The organism is Pseudomonas imperatae, assembly GCF_057128625.1.
Window position 1 is genome coordinate 50,838 of the sequence record NZ_JBSKHP010000004.1, and the last position, 16,840, is coordinate 67,677.

At 56.1% G+C, this 16,840-nt stretch carries 11 protein-coding genes; 8 read left to right on the forward strand and 3 right to left on the reverse strand.

The genetic code is table 11. The features are described 5' to 3' along the window. Window positions 1–64: 64 nt before the first annotated feature. Window positions 65–688 (reverse strand): glutathione S-transferase, encoded by a 624-nt coding sequence (locus ACWKWX_RS06595; RefSeq protein WP_473005835.1) that lies wholly within the window; start codon window positions 686–688, stop codon window positions 65–67. Window positions 689–871: 183 nt separating this feature from the next. On the opposite strand from ACWKWX_RS06595, the gene ACWKWX_RS06600 reads away from it, so the two are divergent. The 8 genes from ACWKWX_RS06600 (at window position 872) to ACWKWX_RS06635 (ending at window position 13,038) form a co-directional block, all read left to right on the forward strand. Beyond that, complete coding sequence (locus tag ACWKWX_RS06600) at window positions 872–3,319, forward strand: acyl-CoA dehydrogenase (protein WP_483827259.1); 2,448 nt, start codon at window positions 872–874, stop codon at window positions 3,317–3,319. Window positions 3,320–3,378: 59 nt separating this feature from the next. Continuing rightward, window positions 3,379–3,792 carry a PA2817 family protein gene (locus tag ACWKWX_RS06605; protein ID WP_475505734.1) on the forward strand — a complete coding sequence of 138 codons (414 nt, stop codon included), beginning with the start codon at window positions 3,379–3,381 and terminating at the stop codon, window positions 3,790–3,792. A 401-nt stretch (window positions 3,793–4,193) separates the two neighbouring features. Next, window positions 4,194–4,985 carry an ABC transporter permease gene (locus tag ACWKWX_RS06610; RefSeq protein WP_475505735.1) on the forward strand — a complete coding sequence of 264 codons (792 nt, stop codon included), beginning with the start codon at window positions 4,194–4,196 and terminating at the stop codon, window positions 4,983–4,985. A 13-nt stretch (window positions 4,986–4,998) separates the two neighbouring features. After that, a complete protein-coding gene (locus ACWKWX_RS06615; RefSeq protein ID WP_483827260.1) occupies window positions 4,999–5,652 on the forward strand; it encodes an ABC transporter ATP-binding protein in 654 nt (217 codons plus the stop codon). A gap of 51 nt (window positions 5,653–5,703) precedes the next feature. Beyond that, window positions 5,704–6,810, forward strand: coding sequence for a KpsE/RkpR family capsule polysaccharide export protein (locus tag ACWKWX_RS06620; RefSeq protein ID WP_483827261.1), 1,107 nt, complete (start codon window positions 5,704–5,706; stop codon window positions 6,808–6,810). Further along, complete coding sequence (locus ACWKWX_RS06625) at window positions 6,803–7,894, forward strand: polysaccharide biosynthesis/export family protein (RefSeq protein WP_483827262.1); 1,092 nt, start codon at window positions 6,803–6,805, stop codon at window positions 7,892–7,894. Before ACWKWX_RS06620 ends, ACWKWX_RS06625 begins: the two co-directional genes overlap by 8 nt. A 156-nt stretch (window positions 7,895–8,050) precedes the next feature. Continuing rightward, the gene (locus ACWKWX_RS06630; RefSeq protein ID WP_483827263.1) at window positions 8,051–11,725 is read left to right on the forward strand and encodes a hypothetical protein; all 3,675 of its coding nucleotides are present in this window, start codon (window positions 8,051–8,053) and stop codon (window positions 11,723–11,725) included. 77 nt (window positions 11,726–11,802) lie between these two features. Then, complete coding sequence (locus ACWKWX_RS06635; protein ID WP_483827264.1) at window positions 11,803–13,038, forward strand: tetratricopeptide repeat protein; 1,236 nt, start codon at window positions 11,803–11,805, stop codon at window positions 13,036–13,038. A gap of 98 nt (window positions 13,039–13,136) precedes the next feature. Here ACWKWX_RS06635 and ACWKWX_RS06640 read toward each other — a convergent pair whose 3' ends face one another. Together ACWKWX_RS06640 and ACWKWX_RS06645 are read right to left on the reverse strand one after the other, a co-directional pair. Next, window positions 13,137–15,203 carry a tail fiber domain-containing protein gene (locus ACWKWX_RS06640; protein ID WP_483827265.1) on the reverse strand — a complete coding sequence of 689 codons (2,067 nt, stop codon included), beginning with the start codon at window positions 15,201–15,203 and terminating at the stop codon, window positions 13,137–13,139. A gap of 525 nt (window positions 15,204–15,728) precedes the next feature. Continuing rightward, window positions 15,729–16,664: a KpsF/GutQ family sugar-phosphate isomerase gene (locus ACWKWX_RS06645; RefSeq protein WP_475505742.1), complete on the reverse strand. Its 936-nt coding sequence runs from the start codon at window positions 16,662–16,664 to the stop codon at window positions 15,729–15,731. Between the last annotated feature and the right edge of the window lie 176 nt (window positions 16,665–16,840).

Sequence of the window (16,840 nt, forward strand, 5' to 3'; positions counted from 1 at the left end):
CGGGCATGACCAATGGTGCTAGCACGCGGCGCACATGTACAGTGATCAACATCGATAATACTTATCAGGTCAACGCGGTCATGACCGCCTTGCGATAGGCCGGGCGCTGTTTCAGGCGCTCGTACCAGGCTTCCAGGTGCGGCATGGGCGGCCGTTCGATGGGCATCTCGAACCAGGCATAGATGAAGCAGCCCAGGGGAATGTCGCCCATGCCCACTTCGTTGCCCGACAGGTAGGGCTGCTGCGCCAGCGCCTCGTTCGCCACGGCCAGCACCTCGACCACGGCCTTGAACGCGGCGTTGATCTGCACCCAGTCCTGCTGCTCGGCAGGGGTGCGCAGCACGCCCCAGAACAGCGGCTTGAAGGGGTCGGCCAGGGTCGAGGTGGTCCAGTCCATCCATTTGTCGGCGCTGGCGCGCGCGGCGGCATCGGCGTTGAACCACGGTGATTCACCGCCATATTGCGCGCACAGGTAGCGAACGATGGCGTTGGACTCCCACAGCACCAGCTCGCCGTCCTCGATCATCGGCACCCGGCCGTTGGGGTTCTTGCTGCGGTACTGCGCCTCGTTGACCAGGCCGAACGCACCGCCGGCATCGATGGCCTGGTACGGCAGCTGCAATTCTTCTGCGCACCACAGCACCTTGCGCACGTTGGACGAGTTCTTGCGTCCCCACACCTTGAGCATTCTGTGTCTCCCGGCTGAATAGTCCGAGGAGTCTACTACCGGTCGGCGAACGCCCCCCATGATTTTTTCCACCCCGTGGCGGCAACAGCTGGCAACGAACTCCCCGGCAATGCGGGGGTCACTAGTCTGGCAAGCGGTCTACGCTTCCTCAGTGCGCCGCCCCGTCATCATGGAGGACTGAATATGCTGTTGTTGTGGATCGTGGTACTGGTCGTCGGCAAGGCCTGGCTGTTCCATCGGCGCGTGGCGCCCCTGCCCGCCTTGGGCATCATTGCCGTGTACCTGCTGGCCATGGGCATGTTCAGCCACGCGCCGGGCTGGCTGCTGGCGATATTCTGGGTGTTGCTGATTGCCAGTGCCCTGCCCCTGCTGTTGCCCGACCTGCGCCGCAAGCTGTTCACCGCCCCGCTGTTCAACTGGTTCCAGCGCACGCTGCCGCCCATGTCGCAGACCGAGCGCGAAGCCATCGACGCCGGCACCGTGTGGTGGGACGGCCAGCTGTTCAGCGGACGCCCCGACTGGCATACCCTGCTGGGCTACCCCAAGGCGCAACTGACCGCCGAGGAACAGGCGTTCATCGACGGCCCTACCGAAGCGCTGTGTGCCATGGTCAGCGACTGGCAGATCGGCCAGGACCTCGACCTGCCGCCCGAAGCCTGGGCGCATATAAAGGAACACGGCTTCTTCGCCCTGATCATTCCCAAGGAGTACGGCGGCAAGGGCTTCTCCGCCTACGCCCACTCCCAGGTGGCGATGAAACTGGCCACCCGCAGCGGCGACCTGGCGTCCACGGTCATGGTCCCCAACTCCCTGGGCCCGGCCGAACTGCTGCTGCACTACGGCACCGACGAACAACGCAACCATTACCTGCCGCGCCTGGCCCGCGGTGACGACATCCCCTGCTTCGCCCTCACCGGCCCGCTGGCCGGCTCCGACGCCGGCGCCATGCCTGACACCGGGGTCATCTGCAAAGGGCAATGGCAGGGCGAGGAAGTCATCGGCCTGCGCCTGAACTGGGAGAAGCGCTACATCACCTTGGGGCCGGTCGCGACCCTGCTGGGCCTGGCCTTCAAGGCCCACGACCCCGACCACCTGCTGGGTGAAGAGACGGACCTGGGCATCACCCTGGCGTTGATTCCCACCGACACGCCCGGCGTCACCATCGGCCGCCGCCACCTGCCGCTGGGCGCCGCCTTCATGAACGGCCCCAACGCCGGCAAGGACGTGTTCGTGCCGCTGGACTACCTGATCGGCGGCCAGGCCATGCTCGGCAAGGGCTGGATGATGCTGATGAACTGCCTGTCCGTGGGCCGTTCCATTTCGCTGCCGGCGGTGGGCACCGGTGCGGCCAAGTACACCAGCCTGGTCACCGGCCAGTACACCCAGGTGCGCGAACAGTTCAACGTGCCGCTGGCTGCTTTCGAGGGTATCCAGGCTGCCATGGCGCGCATCGGCGGCAACGCCTGGCTGATGGACGCGGCACGCATGCTCACGGCGAACGCCGTGGATCTTGGGGAAAAACCCTCGGTATTGTCGGCGATCCTCAAGTACCACCTCACCGAGCGTGGCCGCGAATGCATCAGCCACGCCATGGACGTGCACGGCGGCAAGGGCATCATCATGGGGCCCAACAACTACCTGGGCCGCAACTGGCAAGGGGCGCCCATCTTCATCACCGTGGAAGGCGCCAACATCCTTTCGCGCAACCTGATGATCTTCGGCCAGGGCGCCATTCGCTGCCACCCCTTCGTCCTCAAGGAAATGGCCCTGGCCGCCCGCGAAGACAAGGCCCAGGCGCTGGTGGAGTTCGACGCCCTGCTGCTCAAGCACATCGGCTTCGCCATCGGCAACGCCGCCAGCACCTTCGTCCTCAACCTGGGCCTGGGGCATTTCGAACACGCCCCCGGCGACGCCATCAGCCAGGGCTACTTCCGCGCCCTGAACCGCCAGGCGGCCGCCTTCGCGCTGCTGGCCGACCTGAGCATGATGCTGCTGGGCGGCGAACTCAAACGCCGCGAACGCCTGTCGGCGCGCCTGGGTGACGTGCTCAGCAACCTTTACCTGGGCTCGGCCGCGCTCAAGCGCTACCACGACCAGGGCTCACCCGAGTACCTGCAACCGCTGCTGCACTGGGCCATGGAAGAAAGCCTGGGCCAGGCCGAGCGCGCGCTGGACGAACTGTTGAAAAACTTCCCAAGCCGCGTCCTCGGCTGCCTGCTGCGCGTGGTGGTGTTCCCGTTCGGCCGCCGCCACACCGGCCCGTCCGACCGCCTGGACGCCGAAGTGGCCGCCGTCATCGGCCGCGCCAAGGGCGACCCGGCCCTGGAAGAACTGCTGGCCGGCTGCTACCGCCCCACCGCCGAAGGCGACCCGGTGGCCGCCCTGCAAACCGCCTGCGACCTGCTGGCGGCCAGCCACCCGTTGCAGAAAAAACTGCACACCGCTTACAAGGCCGGCCAGTTCACCCCGGCCGCAGAAGCAACCCTGATAGACGCTGCCCTGGAAGCCGGCGTGCTGCAGGCCGGCGAAGCAGAAACCCTGCGCCAGGCCGAAGCCGCCCGGCGCAAGGTAATTGACGTGGACGACTTCGACAAAGCCGAACTCACGCCCAGCGAAGGCCGCGTCCGATGACACACTTCCTCCCGGGCGCGTATACTCCCGCGCCCGTTTTGCTCAAGAGGACCTTCAACATGGCCACCCCATACATTGACCACCAGCTTGTGCTGCTCGATCACCTGCGCGGCATCCTGGTCGCCCTGGGTGAAGCCGAACAGGTACCCGACGAGAGCCACGCCCTGTTCCTGGAGCGCTACGACGAACTGCGCATGGAACTGCCCATCGACCCGGTCGCCAGCGCCTACCTGGGCCAGGACCTGATGTGCCAGATCATCCAGCGCTACCCGCAAATCGCCCACCTGATCCCCCGCGACCTGCTGTGGTTCTTCGGCGGCGATTGCCTGCACTACATGCCCGACGAAGAAATCGACCTGTACCAGGCACTGGAAGAGCGCCGCTTTGAAGCGGAAGAAAACGAAGAGCCGTTCGACTGGAACCAGGAGAAGCAACTGCTGGCGATGTCGTTGCAGGACAGCAGCAAGCACTGATTGGGTTGTTGTCAGAAAAAGCCGCTTTCGAGCGGCTTTTTTGTGGCTGGCGTTCGACCGAATCCCGAGGCAAAAACCATCCGCCCGAGCCCAATACCACTGGTCGGTTTTCACCTGTAATTGCTTTTACATTTCATCGGTAAATGAACGGCGAATGCCCAATGAAAAAGGGCTGAAACCCTTAACGGACGCGGCTAGCCGCTTCAGGAAATGCCCCCTTCCTATCAAAAACGTCATTTGCGTTTTAGGAACCATCTTACTTGACGCTTGTCAGGCCCGCGTTTAACCTCCCGCGCCACATGGAAGCAGTCTGCCACCCCCATATCGGCAGATTCGTTATCTGAAAATGAATTCCAGCCGCCCGATAACGATCAGGCGGCAACGCTGTGCGGTAATCACTCTTGAAGCCTCGCTCCTCGTTCCAGATTCAGAAATCCGTCATTTTCGCCCTGATTCTTCGCGAGGCTCGCTCGCGCTTCGGTACCCGCCGGATGGGGGCCGCCTGGACCCTGATCGAACCGATCTGTCACCTGCTGATCTTCAGCCTGTTATTCGCGCTGCTGCGTGGCCGCACCCTCACCGGCATCGAATACCCAGTGTTCGTGCTTGTCGGCATGGCACCCTTCCTGCTGTACCGCAACACCGCCATGCGGTTGATGGACAGCCTGCGGGAAAACCGTTCGCTATTCGCCTACAAGCAAATCAAGCCGCTGGATACCTACCTCGCCCGGGTGCTGGTAGAAGCCTGCATCAGCGCCACGGTGTACGTGATCCTGGTATTCGGTTTCGCCTGGTTCGGCTTTGACATGGCCGTGGGGCACCCGCTTCAGTGGGTTGCCACACTGGCACTGGGCCTGCTGTTCGCGTTCAGCCTGGGCATGGTAATTGCCCTGATTACCCATGCCATTCCAGGTGCCAAGATCGTCTTCCGCATGGCGTTCTTCCCCCTGTACTTCATCTCCGGCGTGCTGATGCCTGCGTCCTATCTGCCGCAGGCAATGCTGCCGATGTTGTTGCTCAACCCTTTCCTGCACATCGTCGAGCTGATCCGCGCCGAAGCCCTGCCGCACTACGCGCCGGTGGCCGGTGTGTCCGCGAATTACGTGATCGCCGTCACCCTGGTGTTGCTGTTCGTTGCCCTGGGCACGTACCGGGCCCGCCGACTGCATCTCATTTCCACGAAAAACGGTTGATTACAGGCCCCACGTGTTCGAGCTTAGAAACGTTACCAAGTCGTACCTGACCCCCAAGGGCCGCCGCTATGTGTTCCGCGACCTGTCCCTGGCCATTCCCCCGGGCAAGAACATCGGCCTGATCGGCCGCAACGGCGCCGGCAAGTCGACTCTCATGCGCCTGCTGGGCGGTGCCGACATCCCCGACTCCGGCACCATTGCCACCGACCAGAGCATCTCCTGGCCGGTGGGCCTGTCAGGCGGCTTCCAGGGCAGCATGACCGGCCGCGAGAACATCAAGTTCGTCTGCCGCATCTACGGTGCCCAAGGCGAAGCCATGCGCGAAAAGATTCGCTACGTGCAGGAGTTCGCCGAAATCGGCGACTGGATCGACGAACCCATCAAGACCTACTCATCGGGCATGCGCTCACGCCTGGCCTTTGGCCTGAGCATGGCGTTCGATTTCGACTACTACCTGATTGACGAAGTGATGTCGGTGGGTGACGCCCAGTTCAAGCGCAAGTGCGCCGAAGTCTTCGAGCAGAAGCTGCAACGCTCGAAGGTCGTGCTGGTTTCCCACTCCATGCCGGAAATCGAAAAACTCTGCGACATCGTGCTGCTGGTCCGCGACGGCGGCATCCAGGTGTACGAAGACGTCGCCGAAGGCATCAAGGCCTACAACAGCTGATTCCTCCCCCTTTCATTGCAACACCGTTCCATTTTCAAGGATGCATCACTTATGAGCAGTACGGGTAAATTCAAGGGCTGGCGCCTGGCAATCGGGCTGGTGGTACTACCGCTGACCGTGGCGGCACTGTATTTCGGCATATTCGCCGTGGACCGTTTCGTCAGCTCGGCCCAAGTGGTCGTGCGCCAGGAAGGTAGCAACCAGGGCGCCCAACTGCCTGGCCTGGCTACCCTGCTGACCGGCAACAACCCCGCGTCCCGGGAAGAAACCCTGTACCTGCGCGAATACATCATGTCCACCGACATGATGCTGCTGCTGGAAGACCGCCTGCACTGGGTGGAGAAATACTCCGAACAGCGCAGCGACATCTTCTTCTCTCTGCCCAAGGATGCCCAGCGCGAAGACCTGCTCAAGTATTACCAGCGCATGGTCGGCGCCTCGTATGACGAGACTACGGGCTTGCTGCGCGTAGAGGTCCAGGCCTTCACCCCACAAATGTCCGAGCTGATGCTGCGCACCATCCTTGAAGCCAGCGAGCACTTCGTCAACGAAGTGAGCCACAGCATTGCGCGTGAACAAATGGGCTTCGCCCAAGGCGAACTGGTCAAGGCCCGTGAAAACTATGCCGAGCGCAAAACTGCGCTTATGTCCTTCCAGAACAAGAACAACGTACTGGACGGCGGCAGCTCGGCACAGAACCGCGCCACCATCATCGCCGACCTGGAGAGCCAGTACACCAAGGAACAGGCAACCGCTACCGAGATGAGCTTCAAACTGCGCCCCAACGCACCTCAGGTGTTGCAGCAGAAGCAGAAGGTCACCGCCATTGCCCAGCAACTGGCCAAGGAAAAACGCCTGCTGGTGTCCGCACCTGATGGCGATCAGCTGAACGTTGTCGCTTCGCGCTACCAGCAACTGACCCTGGACGCCGGCATCGCCGAAGACAGCTACAAGACTGCCGTAGCCGCCTTGGACACCGCGCGCATTGAAGCCAGCAAAAAGATTCGCACCCTGGTAACCGTAGTCAGCCCGAACACACCGCAACTCGCCCTCTACCCAGAGCGTTTGTACAACTTGGCGACCGTCCTGCTGGGCCTGCTCATGCTGTACGGCATCACCCGCTTCATTCTTGCTTCGATCGAGGATCATCGTGATTAAATCCCTAGTTGTTTCCAACAAGCGCACCCTGAACCTCGCTGCCGTGGCTGTGGCCGTCCTGAGCCTGGCCGGTTGCGGCGGCACTCTGTCGGGTGCTGGCCCCTACAAGGGCAACATCGAAGCCAAGACCGACCTTTACAACCTGGTCGAAATCAACGCCAACACCATCGCGCCATACATGAAAGGCGCCGAGCGCCCGTTGGTTGCCAGTGTTACCAAACCGGTGGGGCCGTCTGCCCGCCTGATGTCCGGTGACACCCTGAGCATTCTGATTGCAGACACTGCACCGGAAGGTTCGGCACTGTTCGCCTCGCTCGCCACCGGTGGCACGCAACTCAAGGCGCGCATCGACGACCAAGGCATGATTTCCCTGCCGTACGTTGGCCGCCAGTTTGTTGCGGGCATGACCATCAACGACGTTGAGAACATGATTCGCAAGCAGCTGAAAGGCATCACCACCGACGTGCAGACGCACGTCGAGCTGGTGGGTGACCTGTCGGGCTCCGTGCTGGTAGCCGGTGCGGTGAAGACACCAGGACGATTCTCTACCTTGGCCGGCCCCCTGACGCTGCTGGACGCTATCAACCAGGCCGGTGGCCCGGTTCTGGAACCGCACCTGGTGAACATTACCGTGCGCAACGGCAGCCAGGTCCAACAGCTTAGCTACGAAGATGTGCTGGGCGGCAAAAACGCCGTGCTGCGCCCAAGCTCCGAAGTTATCGTCGATCGCGCCCGCCAGCGCTTCGTCGCCATGGGCGCAGTGTCGGAGCCAGGGCTGAAAGACCTCCCTGCACAGAACACCAGCCTGCTGGACGCGCTTGGCTCGGTAGGCGGCCTGCGTGAAGCCAGTGCCAACCCTGAAGGCGTATTCATCTTCCGCATGAGTGACGATGCCCGCGCCAAGCCAACCGTACTTCGTTTGGACATGCGTGATCCGGCGGCGATCTTCTACGCGCGCCAAATCATTATTAAACCGGATGACACCATTTACGTGACCAATGCTGCGGTTTACGAGTGGCAAAAGGTTATTACACCGGTCGTCCAAACCATGGTGCTGGGCCGCACTGTCGGCGCCTATAAATAAAGTAACTTAGACCGGAGTGCAGTTAGACTTCGGGACTGCTTTCGAGGCGCCTGACGGCGCCTCGAATTTTTTAAAATATTCAATCCAGACCTTGAGAGCGCCGCATTCGTGGCTGAACCGAGAATCAAGGTCTCGGACAAGTCTTCAGGACGAAACATGCGCTTCCAAAAAGCTCTATTCATGTCAAATTTCGGGGTCGACATGGGCCTTCCGGAATTCCGCGTAGGCTCTTACGCAACCTACCTGCTCCCTTTCAGCAAAACGTTCGAGGCTGCGACAGGCGGCGAAAGCAAATTCTTGCTTGGCTCACACACACTTGACCTGTTGTCTCGCAAACACAAGATCACGGAAATAAACGAAGAAAACAGCTTCGTTGTACAAAACTCTGAATATGCAAAAGTTTTCGGGCTTGGCGACAAGTTTATTCTTGACAGCTACAACAACGCCTTCAATGAAAACGAAAGCGCGTATATGGACTACTTCAGAAGTCTTTTCGGGGACTGGGAACCGGACGTAATATTCTGTTGGGAGTTCCCAACCACACTTTTCAGAAACATATTCCCCAACGCCCTGGTACTGGACATTATGCCCGGTGCTTACATGCGGCCGCCGTACCCAAAGACAATCAGCATTGACCCTGTTGGCTTGTACGAAAACTCGTTCCTCAAAAATCTTGATGATAGCCAGCGCTTCGAAGCATTGGACGACACCAGTGATTTTTTGAAAATCAGAGATTTATACTCGACTTACTTTAACAATGATACCGATGTGAAAAACATCATCCTGGATCTCGTTGACCCAAGCCGTAAGTTCGATACTTATTGGCTTGTGCCAATGCAGATTTCGGGGTATTTCGGCTTTTATGAAAACTGCAAATACAAAGATCAGTTCGAATTTTTGACGGACGTCTTGGCGAACGCGCCGGAAAACGTTGGCGTAATCGCCACTCAATATATCGGCAGCCTGATATCCGAAAAGACACTAAACAATCGAAACCTGGGTTACCTCAGAAATCTTTACCCAAATTTCCTCTACAGCACTGAACTCGAAAAGCTCGATAATATTTCACAATACATCGTGCCTTGGGTAGACACCGTGGTGACCGTTTCCAGCACGCTGGGGTTCCAGGCACTGCTACACGGAAAGAAACTGGCATCGCCATCAACATCCCACTTGTCCTACGTTGACTCCATAAAAACTCCGATCAGTACAAATCATAGCGAAGCATTCGTGGCATCGTTGCTCACGCGCCAAAATGTCCTGGTTGACAGTTTCCTGAGCGATACAAAATACTTTACTGCAATCTTGAATGGGTTAGACACACGAAAAAGCGACTCCGCGCTTGACGTGCTGTCTGCATTCCCAAAACCCCATGCACTTTTCAAAGAATATCTCACCCGATCTCCATTCAACGCGGCTGACAACCAAGTAAAGAAGATGGGTGGCGTGGTAACGAGCAAAAAAAACTCGCTGCGAGGTTTGCTCGATCGCATTGAAAAATTCGACGTTGTGTCGTTTGATATCTTCGACACCTTGCTCCGCAGAACCGTCTTTAAACCGGAAGATGCGTTCCTGTTAATCCAGAAAAAATTGGAAGCTCAGCAGCCCCCGCTTTTGCCTGCCCCGTTGCTTAAACGCTTCCCAGAACTCCGGATCGGCTTTGAGCGGCAATTAAGGAAAGAGCACGACGCGCTGCATCATGTCGAAAATACTGAGCTAGCACCTCACGAAGAATTTTATACCAAAGCAATTTACGAGCGCATGCTGCTGGCATTTGGCCAAGACGCCAAGCTCGCTGATCAACTGTTGCTAATCGAGCAGACCGTAGAGCTTGCGCTACTGGAAGCTCGCTCGCTTGGCCGGGCCCTTTATGATCACGCCATTTCCAAAGGCAAACGGGTCATTCTGATATCTGATTTCACCCATACCGAAAGCTTCGTCAGCAATGCGTTGATTAATGCTGGATATACCGCACATGAAAAACTGTATGTTTCTTCGGAGATCGGCCTAAAGAAACACTCCGGCAGTCTTTTCCGTTACGTTTTGAATGACCTTAATCTCGACCCTTCAACCATCATTCACATCGGCGACAACTCGACTGGCGACTTCCTACGAGCGCTAGACTCAAGCATCTATCCAACTAAAATTTTTTCCACCCGTGAACGCGTCAACCAGTCCTTCCGCAATCGCGGACTAGACGCGGCAGTCTTTGATGATAGCTTTTACTTACGGACAGCCGCCAATCTGTACGCAGAAGAATATTTTGACGCACTGCTCGCGCCCGGAGACAAGCCACTTGATAGCGCCAAGGAACGCCGAGACGTTTTCTCCACGCCTGGAGAGTTCGGATTTTTAGCGATTGGCCCAGTTCTTTACGAGTTCACCAAGTGGATTCTTGACAACGCGCTGAAGCAAGACTGCAAAAAAGTCCTCTTCTTTGCGCGAGATTGCTTCTTGCCATTTGAAATTGCGAAACGTCTCGTAAAAGGTGTCAAGAAATACAGTGAGCTGCAGCCGACCTACTTGGCCGTATCCAGAAAAGCACTGACTTGCTTGAATATTCATACACCAGACGATTCGCTAAAAGTTCGTATCGACGACTTTTCGCGCCACAAGTCACTCGCAGAATTGCTGGACAGTCGGTTCCGGATCGACCCCTCCCGAATCGATGTCGCAAAATTGGCGAAGTGGGAAATCCCAAGCACCGAGTGTTTGATCAAAGATACAACACTTGGTGCGATTTACGGACTCGTGCACGAATACCTGATCTCGGATTGGGAATACTGGGCAAGCGCGAATCAGCCGAGAAAGGACGCTTTCCGACAGTACTTACTTGACAATGATTTATCAGAGTCAGACGACGTAGTTGCAGTCGATTTTGGGTACAAAGGATCGGCGCACTCCGTAGTCAGCGAGTACTTCTCAAGCAAGTTCATCCCACTGTTCTTCATGACCTATAACGGCGAAATGGGTGGCGCGCCATTCCCGAATGCGAACGCATACCTGTTCAATAACATGAACGTTCGGCACAAATTGTCGACGCCCATCATTTCGCACAATCTTATTGTGGAGACCATTGTCAACGAGCCTGTTGGAAGCCTCACTTCTTACTCCCTCAAGCATGGCAAAGTGGTCCTCGAACGCGAAGAACTGGACAGTGATCTCCACGTCGCGAAAATTAGAGCAATTCACAATGGCGCCCTAAACTTCAGCAGCCTCTGGATTCAGAAAATAGAACCTTTGGAAGCCAACATTGCGCTCGAACAAAATTCGTCAACCTACCTACTTTCTGAGTTCTTCACAAAACCAACCTTGAGCGACCTTGAAATTCTCAAAGGCTTGATTTTTGATAACGCCTACGCCGGCGCAGCGAATTCCTACGTTTTGTCCCCGCGGGTGGCGAACGACAAGGATGTCTGGAAAGAGGGTGTGGCGCTTTGGAAGGCTAACAGCAAGCCAAAAAGCGCAGTGGCAGCAGCAGCATCTAGTGTAAAAAACATTACCAATGCTATCGTTGGCGCGAAAACCTCCGCCGTCAATCCTTCTGCAGCAAAACAGCAGAGTTTGCAGGCACTGGCGAACGGCAAGTTGAAGAATTATCGACAAGTCAAATCTCTTCATCGCTCTCAATTCCTAATCGGGCTCTCGTTGCTTGCTTTCCCGGAGAAGCAATGCAACGTCGACACTACCTTGATCAGCTTGGTACCGACCAAAGGGAAAAACCACGTTGCTTTGAAATTCTTGAAGGACAACGGTGGCATCTGGAACTCTAAGCTTTCAGTAATGGATAAAATCTACTTGATGCGAGCAAACTTCGCGGAATCGAAGTAAATAATAGGGGCCCACGCACGCCGTGGGCCCTAGCTAACAATGCTTTCATTATTCGACCACTGACAAGACGACTGACCATGAAAAAAACAGAAGTCAAAGCATCCCCCTACTATAGCTTCCAAGAGTGCCCCGGGGCCTCCACATTGACAGTCGTTTTTGCAGCCCGAAATGACCGCCCCCCGAAATTTACTTTCTGGAAGTCCGCCAGTGCTCTGAACTCGCATCTGATTTTCTTGAACTGCGACGTTGCCGATTGGTACCGCGCGGGAATACCGGGTATCAGCGGTGGTATTCGTGGCGCAGTGCAGGCTATTCTTGAGTTTAAAGCCACCGTGAAGGCGAGCCGACTAGTCATGACCGGCAGCAGCATGGGCGCCTACGGCGCGCTGCTATATGGGTCAATGGCAAAAGCAGACCATGTGTTGGCTTTTGGTGTTGAGCCATTGCTCGGGGTGCCCGGCGGAAAAACAGAGATTACACGAAACCACTTGCAATACATGTACAACGACTTGACCAGCCTACCTTTGCCACCGCTAACGGTTTACTACGGCGGCATGGATATCAACGACATATTAGGAGCTTGGCTGCTGTACAAACGCCGCAATGCAAAACTCATCTGCATCAGCGAATCGCAGCATGATACTCCTGATTTCTTGGCCCGCTACAACCGGCTTAATCAAGTACTTGAGGACCTGGTAGCAGGTAATGAGATCAGTGCGTTTGAGTATGGCCAGGGTGATGCTTCGAAAGACGACACTGTAAAACTGCTATGGTCAATCAACAATCAGCTGGTTGAAAAGAACTGGGCAGAAGTAAACAAACTGATCACATCAAACTCTAAAGCGGCTGGAGGGTGTGCCTTGCTCGACTACCTGCAAGGGATTTCTCACTTCCGCCTTAGCGACTTCAAAAGCGCTTTATCGTCGCTACAAAAAATCACATCCACCACTCCAAAATATTGGGAAGCATGGATGAATCTGGGTGCCGTCAACCTGAAACTTGGCAACCCAGACGCAGCAATCTCCGCCTGCTCGAACGCGATAAAGTTGCGCCCACACCGCTCGATCGCACATGTGCAATTAGCTCACATCTACAAAAAAGCAGGGCATAACGAACTTGCCTTTAAACACGCCGAATGGGCATGCAAGCTCAACTACTCCCGCCCGGAATACTTCGAAAATCTTGAGTCACTCGCCGCACTGACGGGCAATGAAGTCATAAGCAAAGAAACTTTGGTAAAAGATTACAGCCAGAACGTAAAACTAGCTCAAAGCCAATTTGCTGATTACAGTTTGTCATCCAGCAGTCTTTAAATAATTCAACAAATCTGAAGTCAGCCATTAGCACGATACTGCAATGGCTGCCCCTCAGAAACCTCGACCACGACCAACAAAGCAGAATATATTAATACCTATCGGCGTTCCAAGGCATGCAATCTGTCCTCAAGCCGCTTAGTCGTTCGCCTCATTAGGGCCGCTTCCAGCGCGAGTGCTTCCTCGTAACGGATCCCAAATCTATCCCCCCCGCTTTCACCCTCACATTCATCAAGGCAAAGCAAACCATAGTCAGATGGGTTAAGACCCGCACTTTCAAGTGATTGCTTGACCCTCTGCGCTATCACTCCAACGTGCAAACGCGCCCCACCGTTCTTGGCAACAGCTGCGTCTTTAAACTGGTACTGGCAATACTCGACCTTTTGCCAAGCATCAAGCAGGCGATCATCTACCGGCCTTATATCCTGTTTAAGCCGCTCATCTGACGTAGTGATACTTGAAGTAGCCGAATAAATCTGCCCCCACCGATTTTCAGCACTGCCTAACGATCGCTTCCCATCAGCATTTGACCTTAAGTCGCCTACTATCGTCTGCCCTGCTCGGATATCGCATGACTCAACGACGCTACCAGCTCTACTAAATATCAGGGCATTGACATATTCTGTTTCCTCGTCATTTGAGGTCATGAGAGCCCATGTCTTGGGGCCTTGTAACGCCTTCCAGACTTTCTCGTTAACCTCACTCGCTTCCCTGCGCCAAGTGTAGGTAGGTGTAGCCCCAGAAGGCATTACGTCGCGCTGAAGAAACTGAACATCGTGAATCTTGCTTGCATCCTGAGAAACAACATCCCCTTTGAAGGAGCTCACCAACGAATAAGCACCTAAAACGCTATTACGAGTACCATTTACCAAGCGATACAGTACATCTTTGTCACTTTTCGCTTGCCAGGTCATCACATTGTCGCACAGCAACATCACGCAACCATCGGCCAAGACACCAGTATCGCAATTAGCGCCTATCAACGCCCCTTCGAGGCTTATGGATGCTGCGTTAACCAATTCAAAGGCGCACTGCCCCCCCTCAAACCCCCCACCACTTTCATCAGGCTGCGCCATACAATTTACCAGCCAACTACCCGAGCACTTAACCAGCTTAAAGCCAACCCAGTTATAACTCGCCCCTTTCCAACCAAAACGGTGCCGCCTAACTACAACACCCGAAATCTCACGCGTCGAGACACTTTCAAAATAAACACCAATGTGCTGAGCGTTAATATTACCATTTAAAAGCTTAGACTCACCAAAGACCTCTTTTCCTTCCGCAATTTGGAACACCCCATCAAATGAGTGTGCGATATCGAAACGCTGAATCTGGAAAAAGGAATGCGCACCGACTTCGATCCCCCTGTACCAATTCGAACATGTAATACTTCCGATGCGCGCGGTTATCAATGCACTTGAGGCATCGAGCCGAATGAAAGCGCTCTTTAGTTGGCCAGACGGATCTCGATCAGAGCGATAAGTGGAATAACCATCCACTTCATAAATTTCCGACTGCCACGCGTCGCCTTGCTCAATTCCGACCGACCATCCAAATAATGTTTCGAAGGCATTATTCTGACCAGACAGCGGCTTATCTCGCCCCGCAATGAGCAACCTCGAGAAGTGAAACTTGCTCCTCAACACCTTATATTGACGTTCATCCTTAGGCGTTGTTATAGCCGCCCCACCGTTTGTCCCTATGATCAGCAAAGCCAGGCTAGAACAGCCACTGCTTTGCTCAGCGACCTCTGGACAAAATTCAATCCCATTTGCTTTTACTCCAATGGAATCAAACAACAAAACTGACTGAGCGCCCTCGCCATGAAGCATCACGGCGCCTGCACGTATCGTTTTGGTTATCCGATAAGTTCCCTTAGGGACTAAGATCGACCGACCACTTTGCACCGCTGCCTGGATCGCAGCGGTATCGTCAGCGACCCCATCTCCAACCGCCCCGAAATCTCTAACAGACAACATGTCGAGCAGCTTATCTGGAATCGAACGTTTTACCGCCCCGGCGACAGCCATCCGTTGCTCGGCAGGTTCGCCGCCAGGCGACCTCAAGTTCCCGGCCTCATCGCTATCAACGGATGCGTAGGCCGACGGCGCAGCTACTGCTGCAACTCCCAAACTCCCCAGTCTTACGAATTCACGACGTTTCACAAAACCCCCAAAAGTTAGTGCTTGCAGATGCCCGAAATGGAAATGGGTAGACAGACCGCTTGAAAAAGTTGCTGGTTAGAGCATTGAGCATTCAAAACCGTTCCGTTGCGAGTGAGACCTAAAATATCTTGTCTTTGCAGTCTCCAACTCACCTAGATTCCAGATAAGTCTATCCGGCTCAAGCCAATGCACAACACCAAACTATCCAAGCCTTTAGACCGAGCCATCGTCGTCCCAAACGACCCGACCGACTGAGTGCTTTGAGATGCGTACCGAAAGCGTCCAGTTACCAACGTGAAAGATGGGAGCATTTTTTTCCCATTTTTTGCTTGGACCAAATGCCTTGCTCGAGGCTTGAACCTTATGAGCGTCAAATCTTCAACCTGCAAGATGTACTTGCCCGACCGATAGACACGGTTCGCTCCTGCCAATTTCTCGACTAGGTGCGCGCCCTTATCAAGAGGCAAAAAAAAACGGAGGCCTGATAACGGGCCTCCGTGTGAAAAAAATCTAAGGGCTTTCACCTCAATCAAAAATCTCAACAACCCCCACCACAGCCCCACCATCCTCAGCCCGCACCGCCAACGCCCGGATCTTGTTATCCAGCATGTAAGCCTCAGCCTCCGACAGCTGCGCATCCGCGCTGATGGTGTGCGGGTTGGCCGTCATGAAGCTGGCCACCTGCTCGCGAACCACGTTCTCGTTGCCCAGCAACGCGCGGCGCAGGTCACCGTCGGTGACGATGCCCACCAGGTTGTCGCCGTCCATGACAACCGCCATGCCCAGGCGGCTTTGGGTCATGACCAGCAGGCAGTCGTGGAAGCTGGTGGCCGGGGTGACGACCGGTGCCGGCGCGTGCATGACGTCGCGCACGCGGGTCAGCAGCTTGCGGCCCAGGCTGCCGCCGGGGTGGTAGCGGGCGAAGTCCATGGGTTTGAAGTCCAGGGCTTCGATGAGGGCCACGGCCAGGGCGTCGCCCATGGCCATGGTGGCCAGGGTGGAGGTGGTGGGCGCCAGGTTGTTGGGGCATACCTCGCGCTCTACCGAGATGTCCAGCCAGATGTCGGCGTGGCGTGCCAGGGTGGACTGGCCGTTGCCGGTCATGGCGATGATGGGGTTGCCGAAGGATTTCAGGCTGGGGATCAGCTTGACCACTTCTTCGGTCTCGCCGCTGTAGGAGATGAGGATGACCACATCGATAGGCTTGAGCATGCCCAGGTCGCCGTGGAAGGCTTCGGCCGGGTGCAGGAACAGGCTGGGTGTGCCGGTGGAGGCGAAGGTTGCCACCATTTTCTGGCCAATCAACCCGGATTTGCCCATGCCGCACACCGCCGCGCGCCCCTTGCAGCTCAGGATCAGTTCCACGGCGCGCTGGAATTCGCCGTCGATTCGGTCAGCCAGCTGGCTGATGGCCTGGGCCTGTGCGTTTAGCGCGTCTTTGGCAATTGCGAGATGATTCATGGGGAAGCGATCGTTCCTTGATTTTCGGGGGCCGTATAGTAGCGATTTGCCAAACCTGAGGAAATATTTAAAGTCCCGACCTGGCCCTGCCCTGCTGAACGGTACGCCCCGGCGTGGAATTGGCCGGGCAATGCCCGTACTATCGCCGGTCCATGAAGGACCCGGTTCACCTGATC

Coding starts and splice junctions, on each gene's coding strand:
- ACWKWX_RS06635 (WP_483827264.1), top strand. CDS start 11,803: ATGAAAAAAACAGAAGTCAAAGCATCCCCCTACTATAGCTTCCAAGAG.
- ACWKWX_RS06620 (WP_483827261.1), top strand. CDS start 5,704: ATGAGCAGTACGGGTAAATTCAAGGGCTGGCGCCTGGCAATCGGGCTG.
- ACWKWX_RS06645 (WP_475505742.1), bottom strand. CDS start 16,664: ATGAATCATCTCGCAATTGCCAAAGACGCGCTAAACGCACAGGCCCAG.
- ACWKWX_RS06600 (WP_483827259.1), top strand. CDS start 872: ATGCTGTTGTTGTGGATCGTGGTACTGGTCGTCGGCAAGGCCTGGCTG.
- ACWKWX_RS06605 (WP_475505734.1), top strand. CDS start 3,379: ATGGCCACCCCATACATTGACCACCAGCTTGTGCTGCTCGATCACCTG.
- ACWKWX_RS06630 (WP_483827263.1), top strand. CDS start 8,051: ATGCGCTTCCAAAAAGCTCTATTCATGTCAAATTTCGGGGTCGACATG.
- ACWKWX_RS06595 (WP_473005835.1), bottom strand. CDS start 688: ATGCTCAAGGTGTGGGGACGCAAGAACTCGTCCAACGTGCGCAAGGTG.